Source organism: Rhodoligotrophos defluvii (assembly GCF_005281615.1).
Classification (GTDB): Bacteria; Pseudomonadota; Alphaproteobacteria; order Rhizobiales; family Im1; genus Rhodoligotrophos; species Rhodoligotrophos defluvii.
This window is the reverse complement of the sequence record NZ_SZZM01000002.1, coordinates 914,821-928,503: the sequence shown is the minus strand read 5'-3', so window position 1 is coordinate 928,503 and position 13,683 is coordinate 914,821. Positions and strand designations below refer to the sequence as shown.

Here is a 13,683-nt window from a genome sequence, read left to right as displayed (position 1 = left end):
GGGTCACCGGCTCAACAGGTGGTTTCAACCCGAAATCGCCGCAAGACCAAGCCAGTAGAAAAAAACGGCCAGACTCAAGCCGAGCAGGCTGAGCAACGTGAGCACGATCCCGGCGAACCGCAGCGGCACGATATGGCGCTGGCCCGCAACGCCTCCCGCGTGAAGCACCCGGCCGAGCACCAGCACGATCCCGAGCAGGTGCACCAGCAACTTGGGTGCGCCGATCACTTCGAGGATGACCAGCAAGATGAGCGCGAGGGGCACATATTCTGCGAAATTGGCTTGGGCACGGATCACCCGCTCGAAATCCTCATCACCCGCTGCCCCGAACATCACCCCATGCTGACGGCGCAGATACATGACGCGCCCGCACAACACCAGGAACAACAGCCCCAGCAAGGCGGCATAAGGCGGTGCGGCGGTCAGCATCAGCGCGCGCATCACGACTTCTCCTGTTTGACAAGGTCCCGCGCCGGAGCGGCGCTTGTGTCAACCGCCCCAATAGGCGTTGGTCTTGAACACTGGATCGACGCTCTCGTTCCAGGCGCCGTAGTAGCGGTCCAGCAGGTCCTCGGCCGCAGTCCGCCCCGTCTCCACCACGTCCTGGATGGCGTCGAGGTAGCGGGCCTCCGTATTGCCGAACCCGTCCTGGCGGTCGCGGTTGATCAGGCCTTCCCGGGCGATGGCCATCACTTCGCGCGCGATGTCCTGCACCTTGTAGCGCCGGAACCGGGTCTGCAGCGCCGTCTTGGGCACGGCATCGCGCAGATCCTGCCGCTCATCCGCCGACCAGCCTTTGACCACGTCCCAGGCCGCATCCAGCGCGGTCTGATCATAAAGCAGGCCCACCCACAGGGCCGGCAACGCGCACAGTCTCGACCATGGGCCGCTGTCGGCGCCGCGCATCTCCAGATAGCGCTTGAGCCGCACCTCCGGGAAGATCGTGGTCACATGGTCCGACCAGTCCTGCATGGTGGCACGCTCGCCGGGCAGCTGTGGGAGCTTGCCCGCGATGAAGTCGCGGAAGGACGCGCCGCTCACATCGACATAGGCGCCGTTGCGATAGACGAAATACATCGGCACATCGAGCGCGTAATTGACATAGCGCTCGAAATCGAACCCGCTCTCGAACACGAAGGGCAGGAGACCGGTGCGGTCCGGGTCGGTATCGCGCCAGACCTCAGAGCGGAAACTGAGAAAGCCATTGGGCTTGCCCTCGGTGAAAGGAGAATTGGCGAAAATAGCCGTGGCGATCGGCTGGAGTGCCAGGCTGGTGCGTAGCTTCTGGCGCATGTCCGCTTCGCTGGAATAGTCGAGATTGACCTGCACGGTGCACGAGCGGAACATCATGTCGAGACCGTGGCGACCAACCTTCGGCATGTAGGCGCGCATGATCTTGTAGCGGCCTTTCGGCATCATCGGCGTCTCTTCGAGCGTCCATTTCGGCGAGAAGCCGAGGCCGAGGAAATTGATGCCGAGATCATCACCGACCGCATGGACCTGCTCCAAGTGCACGCCGACCTCTTCGCAGGTCTGATGCAGGTGGGCGACGGCGGCGCCGGAAAGCTCGAGCTGACCGCCCGGCTCGAGCGACACGGTGGCCCCGGTGTTCGGCTCCTTCAGGCCGATAATGTTGTCGCGCTCCATCACCGGCAGCCAGTGAAAGCGCTCGTGCAGGCCTTCCAGGAGCGCCCGGATGCCGCGCGGCCCCTCATAGGGGACGGGCCGCAGCCCGTCCGGGTGAAAGCCGAACTTCTCGTGCTCTGTCCCGATCCGCCAGGTCTCCGGCGGCTTGCAGCCAGCCTCGAACCAGGCAACGAGCTGGTCCTTCCGCTCCACCGGAACCCGGCTATCAGGACTATCGATGACTTGCGAACTCACGGGCGATCGGGCTCCGGCTGAGGATGAGACTCTGAATATAGGACGGCAAACCGAAAAGGCTTGCTCTAGACAGGTCCGCGGGCGAGGGCAAGCAGACTGCGGGCGGGATCATCGCCAGTCTCCGCAAGCCGCCTGCACCAGCGTCAGCGCGGCAATGGCTGCGGTATCAGCACGCATCACACGTGGGCCTAGGGAAATGGCGGTCACGTCGGGATGAGCGCGCAATCGCTGCTGCTCCTGGGCCGAGAAGCCGCCTTCCGGCCCGACCAGGACCGCCAATGGCGGAACGGGACCCCCGGGGCCGGCCAGCCCCTGCAGCGCGGCCAACGAATTGCCGAGGGGGGCGGCCTCGTCGCAATAGATCAGCCGGCGCGAGGAGTCCCACGTATCCAGAACATCGCTGAGATCTTGTGGCTCCACTACCTCGGGTACGGCGAGGAGATTGCATTGCTCCGCCGCCTCCACCGCATTGGCGCGCAGGCGGTCGAGATTGACCCGACGGGCGACGGTGTGCGCGGTGAGCACCGGCGCCAGTCGAGCAGCCCCGAGCTCGGTGGCCTTCTGGGCCATGTAATCGAGGCGCGCATGCTTCAGCGGCGCGAACAGGTAATGGATGTCGGGCAGCCCTTCCTGACGGCGCAGCTGCCGCCGCGCCTCGAGCTTCCCGCGCTTGCGGCTGAGCTCGGCGACGGCTGACAACCATTCCCCGTCACGCCCATTGAACAGGCGCACGCTATCGCCCGATCCCAAGCGGAGGACCGAGGCGAGGTAATGAACCTGATCGGCGAGAAGCTCCACCATCGCACCGGCGGCAAGCGGCGCGTCCACGTACAGCCGAGGCGATCGCCGCAGGTCAACTGACACGGATTGGATCCACGGAAAGGCTATTCAGCTGCGATGAGGGCCGGACCCGTCCGTGTTCGCGACAGGCTTTCCGTCACATGCTCGGCAAGAGCAAGCTGTGGTCCGCCCTGCATGCCCGGGGCGCGTACCAGTGCAATCTGGAACTCGCCCAGCCGCGGAAACCCATCCGCTTCAGTCAGCACCCGCATGCCGGGACGAACGAGGAATTCCGGAATGGCGGCAACCGCAAGCCCCGACGTCACCGCGGCGGAGATCGCCACGCTGTTCGAGCTGGCATAGGCGATGCGGTATGGCCGGTGCCAATCAGAGAGCGCGTCCGTCGCCATCTGTCGCCACGAGCAGTTTGGCGTCGAGACCGCCAGCGGCACCACCTTCTGGTGATGCACGTCGTGCCTGGCGGAGGTGGCCCAAACCAGGGGCTCGCTGCGCAGCACCTCGCCCGCGAACGAATTAGGCTGACAGGTGATGATGGACATGTCGAGCCTGCCGCTCATGGTATTCTGCGTGAGCTGGCCGCTGGCCTGGCATTCGACTTCCACCTGGACCAGCGGGTGGGTCCGCGAGAATCGCGCCAGGATCTCCGGCAGCAGGCAGTCCGCATAGTCATCCGGTGTCCCCAGCCGTACGATGCCCTGAAGCTCCGGCTGGCTGATCGCGGTCAGCGCCTCGGCCGACAGGCGTATGATCCGCCGGGCGTAATCCAGCAATTGCTCGCCGTCGCGGGTGACCATGTTCTTTCGCCCGTCGCGAACGAACAGCGGGCGGCCGACAAGATCCTCCAGCCGCTTCATCTGCATGCTGACGGCGGATTGGGTACGCCCCACCTCCTCGGCGGCGCCGGCGAAAGAGCCCGTTTCGACAATGGCGATAAACGTCTTCAGCAGATCCAGATCGAGTGTGGCTTCCATGGCTCAAGCTTCACTTCAAAACCCTTGAAGAGACATATTAGATTAATTCGATTGATGTATCAATCAGAAATCATCATTCTCTTCGTATGAAAACCATCTGAGGCCGCCCGCGAACCGCGGGAGTGACGGTGCGGTTCCAGCCGTGCCGCTGGAGGATTTGTGCCATGATGCAGTGTGAGATCGAAAGGACCGCCCAGCCGTCGAACCCGGTCTATGCCAGGCTGGCCAAGACCGCCCTGACGCTCTTTCGCAATTGGTCTGCGCGGCGGAAGGTCAGGTCCCTCGTACAGCTCGAAGACGCCACCCTGCGGGATATCGGATTGACCCGTGGCGATGTCCTCTGGGCATCCAGCTTGCCGGTCCGAGAAAATCCGATTCGGGCTCTCAGCGAGGTGAGCAAGCGCCGCTACAGATGAAGTCGAACTTTCGGCTGCGGAAGTAGGATTGTTTCCCGAGGAAATAATGGCGGCATCTTGGCGAGAAGAGCCTATTTCTGGACCAAATAGTTAGGGGTCGGCTCCGGGTTCTCCTGCGGCAAATAAAAATCAACGATATGCCGCGGGCAGGTCATCTTGGGGAAAATATACCGCCTAACTTGCCGGCTAACGTCCCAACGCTACGAGGGAGGGCTGTAGCAAGGAAGGACCAAGACATGAAAGCCCAAGATATTGAAAGCAACCCCAAGACAGCAAAGCAGTGGCCGAGCCTAAGCGTTCTCTTGGCCAACTGGCGGGCCCGACAAGGCTTGAAGGACCTGCTGGCGGCAGACGACTGGCTGCTGAAGGACATCGGCCTGACGCGGAACGAGGTCGCGTGGGCCATGCGGTTGCCGCTTTCGGTCAATGCGGGCGAAGAGCTTAACCGCATCGCCAAGCGCGGCAGGGCCTGGCGGCCGACCGGGCGCACAAACAGGCGCCGCGACGGTGAAGCTGGGGTTGCCCCGGAGCAAACGGGCAAGGAGGCGGCGAAAACACACCAGGCCTCCTCGGGGCCAGCCGCGGGCAGCGTGCCAGTCCATGCGAACGCGCCGGCGCCCGCGCAGGCACCGGTCGCCCCAGCTCAGCGCACGGCCGCCCGGTATCCGCGGAAACAAGTTCCGTGTTGAGATTGAGCCAATCGAGACTGACCGCTGGCGGGGCAGGGGCTGACGGCATGCCGCCGAGGATTCACCCGGTCCCGCCAACGGTGATCGCGTTCAGCCGTATGGTCGGCTGTCCGACCCCGACCGGCACCCACTGACCTTGCTTGCCGCAAGTCCCGATGCCGGGATCGAGCTTCATGTCATTGCCGACCATGGCAATTCTCGTCAGGGCATCGGGGCCGTTGCCGATCAGGGTTGCGCCTTTTATGGGTCGCCCCACTTTCCCGTTCTCGATGTGGTAGGCTTCGGTACACGAGAACACGAACTTGCCGCTGGTGATGTCCACCTGGCCACCGCCGAACGAGACGGCATAAAGCCCCTTCTTGACCGAGGCGATGATCTCGTCCGGAGCATGCCCGCCATTCAACATGTAGGTGTTGGTCATCCGTGGCATCGGCATATGCGCGTGAGACTGCCGCCGGCCATTGCCCGTAGGCGCGACGCCCATAAGCCGGGCGTTCAGGCGGTCCTGCATATAGCCTTTGAGGATGCCGTCCTCGATAAGAACGTTGTAGCCCGAGGGCGTACCCTCGTCATCGATCGTGAGGGAGCCCCGCCGCTGCCCGATGGTCCCGTCATCGACCACGGTCACGCCCGGCGCGGCAACCCGCTGGCCGATAAGCCCTGCAAAGGCGCTGGTTTGCTTGCGGTTGAAATCGCCCTCCAGCCCGTGGCCAACCGCCTCATGCAGAAGAATTCCGGGCCAGCCCGGGGCAAGAACCACGTCCATTTCGCCGGCAGGAGCAGGGCCAGCCTCCAGATTGATCAGGCTCTGCCGCAAAGCCTTGTCCACGGCGCCGCGCCAGTCCGCTTCGCCGATGAATGCGCCGTAGCCGCTGCGGCCGCCAAAGCCGTAGGTGCCGGTCTCGCGGCGGTCACCCTCCCGGCAGACGATCGACAGATGCAGGGCCACCAGCGGGCGCACATCGCGACTGGTCGAGCCGTCCGGCCGGATGATCTCGACCACCTGCCAGTCGCCGCTCAGCGAGGCCGTGACCTGCGCCACCCTCGAATCGAGGGCACGGGCATGGGCGTCGATCGCCTCCAACAGCTTGACCTTCTCGGAGAAGGAGACTTCCTCCACCGGATTGTCGGGGCTGTAAAGCTGCCGGTTGGTACCGGGCGGAGCGGCGGCGATGATGCCCCCGGCGCCTCGCCGCACCTGGCTTACCGCTTCGGCTGCACGCCGTAGAGCGGCCTCGGAAAGCTCTGAGGAATGGGCAAGGCCGGTGGTCTCGCCGGAGACGGCGCGCAACCCGAAGCCTTGGCCGGTATCGAAGTTGGCCGTGCGCAGCACGCCATCGTCGAACACCAGCGTTTCATGCTGGTTATATTCGAGGAAGAGCTCGCCGTCGTCGGCACCGGCCAAGGCGCCGGCGAGGATGCGCTCGGTCCTGGCCCGGTCGAGGTCGGTGCGCGAGAAGAACAGGTTCTGCGTGTCAATCGGCAAGATCAAATCTCCTTAAAGCGCGGGCCGCCGGCAAGCGCACCGCGAGCCCAAGAATATGGGAGCACGCATGAGCGAATACAGGACCATGCCGCCCATTTTCGTGCCAAGGAGGTGCCGTGCACGTGGCAGGATCAGGACGACTGCTTCTCGAGTTCCGCGAGCGCGGCGGTGAAGCCCTTCAGGGAGATGTCGAGGCCGATGCCCATCCCCGGTGCAGCATAGATGATGAAATTGGCCTTCGACCCTTTCTTGAGCTTTTCCAGCGTCTCGGGCGTGGCCTCGGCGAAAGCCATGCACAGCTGGGGGATGCACTGGGTGAATGGCACCCGGCCGACCGCGTTGCCATCGATTTCGAGCGCGACGCCCGTGGGCAGATAGACCCCGATCGGCACCAGGATGCGCATCATGGTGATCATGTTGTCACCCTGGGGCTGGCGCACCAGCACGAGCGTCATCCCGACATTCTGCTGCTCGGTGCTGCGGGCCACCTGAATCATGCCGCACTGCCGGATGACTTGCGCCGCGCCGGTGGTCGACCCGGCGGCGTCGCTCTTGCCGCTACTAGCGGTCTGTGCCGGCTTTTTCTCGGCATTGTCCGCACCGCCATGCGCCGCCGCCGGATTGGCGAAATCGCCACACTGGATCTCCCACTCACCGTGCTTGGCAACCAGCTGTGGCTTCGGCCCCGCCTGCTGGGCCGGCTGGCCGGGCTGGGTCGCTTGCGCCTGTGCACCGCCCGCTCGTGGACCGAACTGCGGCGTCTGCGGCGCCTGTTGGGCGCCGGCCGGCACCGCTGCGGCAAGCAGCGCCAAGCCGGTGGCGACGATACCAGCGGCGCGACGCGCATGATCGAGAATCGGTGAAGTGATCAAGTCCTACTCCCAGATTAAAGGTCTGCCGAACGGAAGCAATATCCCATGCCTACACTGGCCTCCCGCGCAGGCGCCCACGGCGGCGACCTCGACCGCGGCTGGCCCGCCGCGGCGGCGGATGAATCCATGTGGTCGCGAACCTGTCATGCCCTTTCGCCGCCCGATGCCCGCCAAAGTCAAGGCAAATCTACGCCAGCTTTTACTGCGGCGAAAGCTGGTGTCAAAAGGTCGCAACCGCCCCGCCGCCCCGATTCTGTTTGGTTCTTCATTCCCGGAGCCACGCGAGCAGCCGTTGATCCGAGAGGAATGAGGCAAAATTCCGGTCATGGACACGACCGCCTCGAGCCCGATTCGCCGCGGTGGCCGGGATCGCCTGTCAGAGCGGCTCGCTGCGCGAAAATATGACGCGCCGGTCCTCATTGCGGTGCGCGGCTGATTGTGATTGAGAACCATTCCAAGAGGGCGGCACTGTCCTCTTTGCTTTGTCGGCGACAAAAGGGATATACCCAGGCGGAGGGGGATAGGTCGATCCTTCTCCAGATTTCGGGGAAATAGCTGCGGCTCGGGTCTGCGACCGGGCTGCCGGCATGAAGGAGTTGGCGGACGATGCGGTTGAGGATGGCATGGGGGCTGCTGGCGGGAGCGGCTCTGGGCGTGGGTTTTGGGGGAGCGACGCCGGCGTTCGCTGCTGGGCTCGGCCAGCCCTTCGACTGGCAGCTGGGCTTCCAGGAAGCGGCGACCCAGATCATGGACAATATCCATATCTTCCACAACCAGATCATGCTGCCTCTGATCACGGCCATCGTGGCACTCGTCCTCGTGCTGCTCGTCCTGGTCATGGTGCGGTTCAACGCCAAGGCCAACCCGATACCGTCGAAGACCACGCACAATTCGCTGATCGAGGTGATCTGGACCGTGGTGCCGGTCCTCATCCTCGTGATCATCGCGATTCCCTCCTTCCGCCTCCTCTATTTCGAACGGACCATTCCCGATGGCGACATGACCCTGAAGGCCATCGGCAATCAGTGGTATTGGTCATACGAATACCCTGACCAGGACAACCTCAGCTTCGATTCGCTGCTGCTCGATGGCGATGCGCTTCAGGCCCGGCGCCAGGTCGATCCCAGCGCTCCACGCCTATTGTCGGTGGACAACCCGGTCGTGTTGCCGGTGAACAAGACGGTTCGGCTGATCGTCACGGCCAATGACGTCATCCATAGTTGGACCATCCCCTCCTTCGGGCCGAAGATCGACGCCATTCCGGGGCGCTTGAACGAGGCTTGGTTCAGGGCGGAAAGGGAGGGCATCTTCTACGGGCAATGTTCGGAACTCTGCGGCCAGGGCCACGCCTATATGCCCATAGAGGTCCGCGTTGTGTCTGAAGCGCGATTCGATGCCTGGCTGAACCAGGCCAAGGCGGAAGGTGTGGACAAGGCAAATGCCGCGCTGATCGCGGAAATGGCGGCACAGTCGCAGAAGCTGGCGGAGGCGAAGGCCGCGGCGGACTGAGACCGAGGCTTGTGGGCCAGCCACTCGGGGGCTTGCCTCCGGCGCGATCAAAAACGGGATTATCGGGTGCCGTCCCTCTCGTGCGGCACGGCAACTCGCAAAGAGTAGAATCAGAGGTCGACCTATGGCTAACGCGGCAGCGCATGCGGATCACGCAGATCATCCGACGGGGTGGCGCCGGTACGTCTATTCGACGAACCACAAAGACATTGGCACCATGTATCTGATCTTCGCGATCATCGCGGGGACCATCGGCGGCCTGCTGTCCGTCGCCATGCGCATGGAGCTGGAAGAGCCGGGCATCCAGATCTTCCATGGACTCGCCTCGATGATCTTCGCCGTGGACTCGAGTGCTGCCGTCGACATGGGCAAGCACGTCTATAACGTGTTCGTGACGGCCCACGGCCTGATCATGATCTTCTTCATGGTCATGCCGGCCATGATCGGCGGCTTCGCCAACTGGTTCGTGCCTCTGATGATCGGCGCGCCCGACATGGCCTTCCCGCGCATGAACAACGTGTCGTTCTGGCTCTTGCCGCCGGCCTTCGCTCTGTTGCTGATCTCCATGTTCGTCGGCGGGCCTCCCGGCATGTACGGCAATGGCGGTGGCTGGACCATGTACGCGCCCTTCTCGACCACGGGCCAGCCCGGTCCGGCCGTGGACTTCGGCATCTTGGCCCTGCACATCGCCGGTGCCTCGTCGATCCTGGGCGCGATCAACTTCATCACCACCATTTTCAACATGCGCGCGCCGGGCATGACCATCCACAAGATGCCGCTGTTCGTGTGGTCGGTGTTGGTGACCGCATTCCTGCTCCTGCTGTCGCTGCCGGTCCTCGCAGGCGCCATCACCATGCTGCTCACCGACCGCAATTTCGGCACCTCGTTTTTCGAGGCGTCCGCCGGCGGCGATCCCGTGCTGTTCCAGCACCTGTTCTGGTTCTTCGGCCATCCTGAGGTCTACATCCTCATCCTGCCCGGCTTCGGCATGATCAGCCATATCGTGTCGACCTTCTCGAAGAAGCCGGTGTTCGGCTACCTCGGCATGGCCTACGCCATGGTTGCCATCGGGCTCATCGGCTTCGTGGTGTGGGCGCACCACATGTATACGGTGGGCCTCGACGTCGACACCCAAGCCTATTTCGTGGCCGCGACCATGATCATCGCGGTGCCGACCGGCGTTAAGATCTTCTCGTGGATCGCCACCATGTGGGGCGGGTCCATCGAGTTCAAGACGCCCATGGTGTGGGCGATCGGCTTCATCTTCCTGTTCACCATCGGCGGCGTGACCGGCGTGGTCCTCGCCAATTCCGGCGTCGACCACTCGCTCCACGACACCTATTACGTGGTGGCCCATTTCCACTACGTGCTGTCGCTGGGCGCGGTCTTCGCGATCTTCGCGGGCTGGTACTACTGGTTCCCGAAGATGTTCGGCTACATGTACAACGAGGGCATCGCGAAAGCCCATTTCTGGATCACCTTCATCGGCGTGAACATGATCTTCTTCCCGCAGCACTTCCTCGGGCTCGCGGGCATGCCGCGCCGCTACATCGACTACCCCGACGCCTATGCGGGTTGGAACCTGATCTCCTCGATCGGCTCCTATGTCTCGCTGCTCGGGCTGGTGGTCTTCTTCATCGGGATGGCCGAGGCCTTCGCGCGCAAGCGGCGGGCGGCGGACAATCCCTGGGGCGCAGGCGCCACGACGCTCGAATGGACCCTGCCGTCGCCGCCGCCGTTCCACCAGTTCAACACGCTGCCTGTGATCAAGTAAGGCGCCGCGGGCTGGGAGATCATCTGGGTCCGGAGGAGTGATCCTCCGGACCGTTGAGAGTTGAGGCAATGAGCCGAATGAGCACCGATATCAGTGAGGCGAGGCTAGCCCACCCCGACGTGTCATCGGGCGCGGGTGCCGTTGCGGCCGATATCGAGGATTACGTCGCGCTGCTGAAGCCGCGGGTGATGTCGCTCGTGCTCTTTACCGCCTTTGTCGGGCTGATGGTGGCGCCGGGGCACATCCATCCCTGGATAGGGCTCGTCGCGCTGGTCTGCATCGGCCTGGGTGCCGGCGCCGCGGGCGCCTTGAACATGTGGTATGACGCCGACATCGACGGCCGCATGCGGCGCACCGCTGCCCGTCCGATTCCGCGCGGGAAGATCCAGCCCGGAGAGGCGTTGGGCTTCGGCACGGTGCTCGCCATAGGCTCGGTGATGATGATGGGCACCCTCGTCAATTGGACGGCCGCCGCGCTGCTGGCCCTGACCATCGCCTTCTATGTCTTCATCTACACCATGTGGCTGAAGCGCCGCTCTCCGCAGAACATCGTGATCGGCGGCGCCGCTGGGGCGTTCCCGCCCATGGTGGGCTGGGCCGCCGTCACCGGCACCGTGAGCCTGGAAAGCGTCGCGCTCTTCCTGATGATCTTCATGTGGACCCCGCCGCACTTCTGGGCGCTGGCGCTGTTCCGCTCCGAGGACTATGCGCGGGCGGGTGTGCCCATGCTCCCGGTGGTGGCCGGCGCCGATGAGACCCGCAGGCAGATCCTGATCTACACCGCGCTGCTCGTGCCGGTGACACTGCTGCCTTGGGCCTTGGGCTTTGCCGGTGCGGTCTATCTTGCGATGGCGGCGGTGCTCGGCGCGCTGTTCCTGGGATGTGCGCTCGACGTCTTCCGGCGCCGCGAGGGTGAATTGGCCGAGCGCGCCGCCAAGCGGATGTTTGCCTATTCCGTGCTGTATCTTTTCCTGCTGTTCGCGGGGTTGCTGGCGGAGAGCCTGTTGCGGCTGGCGCCGGGCACCCCGGGATGGCTGTAGCGGTGAGGGATATGGAACCGGACGATGAGGGCCGCACCCTTACCCCTGAGGAGCGCCGCCGCCGGCGCCGGCGCAATCTCGCCTTGGCGTGGTTTCTCGTGCTGCTGGTCGTCCTGTTCTTCGTTACGACGTTGGTGCGGCTTGGCGGTAATGTCGCCAATCGTCCGCTCTAGGATGTGCAATGACCGGGTCCAGTGATCGCAATCGGACGACGCTTCTTCGCAGCAATGGCGGCATTGCCGCGCTGTGCATCGCCGTGGTCGTGGCCATGGTCGGCCTGTCCTATGCGGCGGTGCCGCTCTACCAGCTGTTCTGCCAGGTGACCGGCTATGGCGGTGCCACCAAGCGCGCCGACGCGGCTCCAGCCAGCGCGTCCGACAGGACCATCAAGGTGCGATTCGACGCCAATGTCGCACCCGACATGCCATGGCGGTTCGAGCCGGTCGAGCGCGAGATCGAGGTCAAGCTGGGCGAGCAAAAGCTCACCTACTACCGCGCCACAAACTTGACGGACAGGCCCGTGGTCGGCATGGCGACTTACAACGTGACCCCGGGACAGACGGGTTATTACTTCAACAAGATCTCCTGCTTCTGCTTTAATGAGCAGGTGCTGCAGCCCGGCGAGACCGTGGATATGCCTGTTCTGTTCTTCGTCGATCCGGAATTGGCGGAGGACGAGGACACGGCCAATGTGCACACGATCACCCTGTCCTACACGTTTTTCAGGAAGGAGCCGGCCGCGAAGAGCGCTGCGGCGGCTGCCGAAGGTGCGAAGCGGAACGAATCCCAATCCGGAAAGGCCGATGCTGGCCGATCGCAGGCCGCACCGAACGAGCCGAACGACATGACGAAACGGGGCGGAGCGCCGGTGGGTGGTGCTCCCGTGAACACTGGAGCTGAGGGACATGGCTGATAGCCACGCCAAGAATCATCCATACCACCTGGTCAATCCCAGTCCGTGGCCGGCACTGGGCTCGCTGGCTGCCTTCGTCATGGCGGTCGGCGCCGTGCTGTGGTTCCACGGCTCGGCCCCGTGGATCATGATCATCGGCGGGGTGGCCGTTGTCTACACCATGGGCATGTGGTGGCGCGACGTGATCCGCGAAGGCCATCAAGGTGATCACACGCCGGTGGTCCAGCTGCACCTGCGCTATGGAATGCTGCTGTTCATCGCCTCCGAGGTCATGTTCTTCGTGGCCTGGTTCTGGGCTTTCTTCGATGCCAGCCTGTTCCCCCACGAGGCGATCCAGGCCGCCCGTGTCGAGGCCACCGGCGGCGTGTGGCCGCCCAAGGGCGTCGAGGTGTTCGATCCCTGGCACCTGCCGCTGATCAACACCTTGATCCTGCTCACTTCGGGCACCACCGTCACCTGGGCGCATCACGCGCTGCTGCACAACGACCGCAACGGCTTGAAATGGGGGCTGATCTGCACCATCGCCCTGGGCCTCTTGTTCACCGCCGTGCAGGCTTATGAATACAGCCACGCCCATTTCGCCTTCAGCCGCTTCAACAACGGCAACATCTATGGCTCGACCTTCTTCATGGCCACGGGCTTCCACGGCTTTCACGTCATCGTCGGGACGATCTTCCTGATCGTGATCCTGCTGCGGGCGCTCAAGGGCGATTTCACGCCGCGCGCCCATTTCGGGTTCGAGGCTGCCGCCTGGTACTGGCACTTCGTCGACGTGGTCTGGCTGTTCCTGTTCGCCGCGATCTATATCTGGGGATCGCACGGCGCCTACTGACACCCCGGCGGAACGGCCGGTCTCACCGGCCGTTCCGCGCGGCCTTTCAAGAGCTTATCGGTCTTTGTTGACTCTGGAGAAAAACGCTTACCATCCGCCACTTAATCCGGTCGCGACAGGGCTGCGCGCCCGTTGCCCGAGATGCGGCCAAGGCCGGCTGTTCCAAGGATATCTCGGGCTTGCCAAGCAATGCCCAGCCTGCGGACTGAATTACGATTTCGCCGATGCCGGCGACGGGCCTGCTGTATTCATCATTCTCATCGCCGGTTTCGTCGTGGTCGGCGCGGCCCTGTTCACCGAGGTCGCCTATCAGCCGCCCTATTGGGTGCACGCCATACTCTGGCTGCCGCTGATTCTGGCTTTGACGCTCGGCCTGCTGCGGCCCGTTAAAGGCATTCTGATCAACCAGCAGTTCCACGCGGGAGCGCAGGAAGGACGCCTCGGCGGCGGAGACGAGGCGGCTTGAACAAGCCTCATCCCAGGCTGGTTTTAGGGGAGT

General features: G+C 63.8%; 15 protein-coding genes. 9 read left to right on the top strand and 6 right to left on the bottom strand.

All coding sequences use genetic code 11. From position 1 onward, the window contains the following. Window positions 1-24: 24 nt before the first annotated feature. The 4 genes from E4P09_RS13460 to E4P09_RS13445 all read right to left on the bottom strand — a co-directional run bounded on the left by E4P09_RS13460 (window position 25) and on the right by E4P09_RS13445 (window position 3,653). A complete protein-coding gene (locus E4P09_RS13460) occupies window positions 25-441 on the bottom strand; it encodes an MAPEG family protein (RefSeq protein WP_205042103.1) in 417 nt (138 codons plus the stop codon). A 48-nt stretch (window positions 442-489) separates the two neighbouring features. Beyond that, window positions 490-1,881, bottom strand: a complete 1,392-nt coding sequence (locus E4P09_RS13455; protein WP_239025166.1) for a glutamate--cysteine ligase — start codon at window positions 1,879-1,881, stop codon at window positions 490-492. Window positions 1,882-1,989: 108 nt separating this feature from the next. Beyond that, the gene (locus E4P09_RS13450; RefSeq protein ID WP_275406465.1) at window positions 1,990-2,745 is read right to left on the bottom strand and encodes a 16S rRNA (uracil(1498)-N(3))-methyltransferase; all 756 of its coding nucleotides are present in this window, start codon (window positions 2,743-2,745) and stop codon (window positions 1,990-1,992) included. A gap of 20 nt (window positions 2,746-2,765) precedes the next feature. Further along, window positions 2,766-3,653, bottom strand: coding sequence for a LysR substrate-binding domain-containing protein (locus E4P09_RS13445; protein WP_137390086.1), 888 nt, complete (start codon window positions 3,651-3,653; stop codon window positions 2,766-2,768). Between the two features lie 164 nt (window positions 3,654-3,817). On the opposite strand from E4P09_RS13445, the gene E4P09_RS13440 reads away from it, so the two are divergent. Both E4P09_RS13440 and E4P09_RS13435 read left to right on the top strand, forming a co-directional pair. Further along, on the top strand, window positions 3,818-4,069 hold the full coding sequence (locus tag E4P09_RS13440) for a DUF1127 domain-containing protein (RefSeq protein WP_137390085.1): 252 nt from the start codon (window positions 3,818-3,820) through the stop codon (window positions 4,067-4,069). Window positions 4,070-4,305: 236 nt separating this feature from the next. After that, the gene (locus tag E4P09_RS13435) at window positions 4,306-4,758 is read left to right on the top strand and encodes a DUF1127 domain-containing protein (RefSeq protein WP_205042102.1); all 453 of its coding nucleotides are present in this window, start codon (window positions 4,306-4,308) and stop codon (window positions 4,756-4,758) included. Window positions 4,759-4,819: 61 nt separating this feature from the next. Here E4P09_RS13435 and tldD read toward each other — a convergent pair whose 3' ends face one another. Continuing rightward, window positions 4,820-6,244, bottom strand: a complete 1,425-nt coding sequence (tldD, locus tag E4P09_RS13430) for a metalloprotease TldD (RefSeq protein ID WP_137390083.1) — start codon at window positions 6,242-6,244, stop codon at window positions 4,820-4,822. Between the two features lie 131 nt (window positions 6,245-6,375). Further along, window positions 6,376-7,116, bottom strand: a complete 741-nt coding sequence (locus E4P09_RS13425) for an invasion associated locus B family protein (RefSeq protein WP_137390082.1) — start codon at window positions 7,114-7,116, stop codon at window positions 6,376-6,378. Between the two features lie 618 nt (window positions 7,117-7,734). On the opposite strand from E4P09_RS13425, the gene coxB reads away from it, so the two are divergent. From coxB to E4P09_RS13390, 7 genes are all read left to right on the top strand, one after another. Continuing rightward, window positions 7,735-8,625: a cytochrome c oxidase subunit II gene (coxB, locus tag E4P09_RS13420; RefSeq protein WP_205042118.1), complete on the top strand. Its 891-nt coding sequence runs from the start codon at window positions 7,735-7,737 to the stop codon at window positions 8,623-8,625. Window positions 8,626-8,749: 124 nt separating this feature from the next. Continuing rightward, on the top strand, window positions 8,750-10,399 hold the full coding sequence (gene ctaD / locus E4P09_RS13415; RefSeq protein WP_137390080.1) for a cytochrome c oxidase subunit I: 1,650 nt from the start codon (window positions 8,750-8,752) through the stop codon (window positions 10,397-10,399). Between the two features lie 68 nt (window positions 10,400-10,467). Next, on the top strand, window positions 10,468-11,439 hold the full coding sequence (locus tag E4P09_RS13410) for a heme o synthase (RefSeq protein ID WP_137390079.1): 972 nt from the start codon (window positions 10,468-10,470) through the stop codon (window positions 11,437-11,439). Window positions 11,440-11,450: 11 nt separating this feature from the next. Continuing rightward, window positions 11,451-11,612: a hypothetical protein gene (locus E4P09_RS13405; RefSeq protein WP_239025165.1), complete on the top strand. Its 162-nt coding sequence runs from the start codon at window positions 11,451-11,453 to the stop codon at window positions 11,610-11,612. A gap of 8 nt (window positions 11,613-11,620) precedes the next feature. Beyond that, window positions 11,621-12,352 (top strand): cytochrome c oxidase assembly protein, encoded by a 732-nt coding sequence (locus E4P09_RS13400; RefSeq protein WP_137390077.1) that lies wholly within the window; start codon window positions 11,621-11,623, stop codon window positions 12,350-12,352. Beyond that, complete coding sequence (locus E4P09_RS13395) at window positions 12,345-13,184, top strand: cytochrome c oxidase subunit 3 (RefSeq protein WP_137390076.1); 840 nt, start codon at window positions 12,345-12,347, stop codon at window positions 13,182-13,184. Before E4P09_RS13400 ends, E4P09_RS13395 begins: the two co-directional genes overlap by 8 nt. Before the next feature lie 73 nt (window positions 13,185-13,257). Then, complete coding sequence (locus tag E4P09_RS13390; RefSeq protein ID WP_137390318.1) at window positions 13,258-13,650, top strand: DUF983 domain-containing protein; 393 nt, start codon at window positions 13,258-13,260, stop codon at window positions 13,648-13,650. Window positions 13,651-13,683: the final 33 nt, after the last annotated feature.

Coding starts and splice junctions, on each gene's coding strand:
- E4P09_RS13460 (WP_205042103.1), bottom strand. CDS start 441: ATGCGCGCGCTGATGCTGACCGCCGCACCGCCTTATGCCGCCTTGCTG.
- E4P09_RS13445 (WP_137390086.1), bottom strand. CDS start 3,653: ATGGAAGCCACACTCGATCTGGATCTGCTGAAGACGTTTATCGCCATT.
- E4P09_RS13440 (WP_137390085.1), top strand. CDS start 3,818: ATGATGCAGTGTGAGATCGAAAGGACCGCCCAGCCGTCGAACCCGGTC.
- E4P09_RS13435 (WP_205042102.1), top strand. CDS start 4,306: ATGAAAGCCCAAGATATTGAAAGCAACCCCAAGACAGCAAAGCAGTGG.
- coxB (WP_205042118.1), top strand. CDS start 7,735: ATGGCATGGGGGCTGCTGGCGGGAGCGGCTCTGGGCGTGGGTTTTGGG.
- ctaD (WP_137390080.1), top strand. CDS start 8,750: ATGGCTAACGCGGCAGCGCATGCGGATCACGCAGATCATCCGACGGGG.
- E4P09_RS13410 (WP_137390079.1), top strand. CDS start 10,468: ATGAGCCGAATGAGCACCGATATCAGTGAGGCGAGGCTAGCCCACCCC.
- E4P09_RS13405 (WP_239025165.1), top strand. CDS start 11,451: ATGGAACCGGACGATGAGGGCCGCACCCTTACCCCTGAGGAGCGCCGC.
- E4P09_RS13400 (WP_137390077.1), top strand. CDS start 11,621: ATGACCGGGTCCAGTGATCGCAATCGGACGACGCTTCTTCGCAGCAAT.
- E4P09_RS13395 (WP_137390076.1), top strand. CDS start 12,345: ATGGCTGATAGCCACGCCAAGAATCATCCATACCACCTGGTCAATCCC.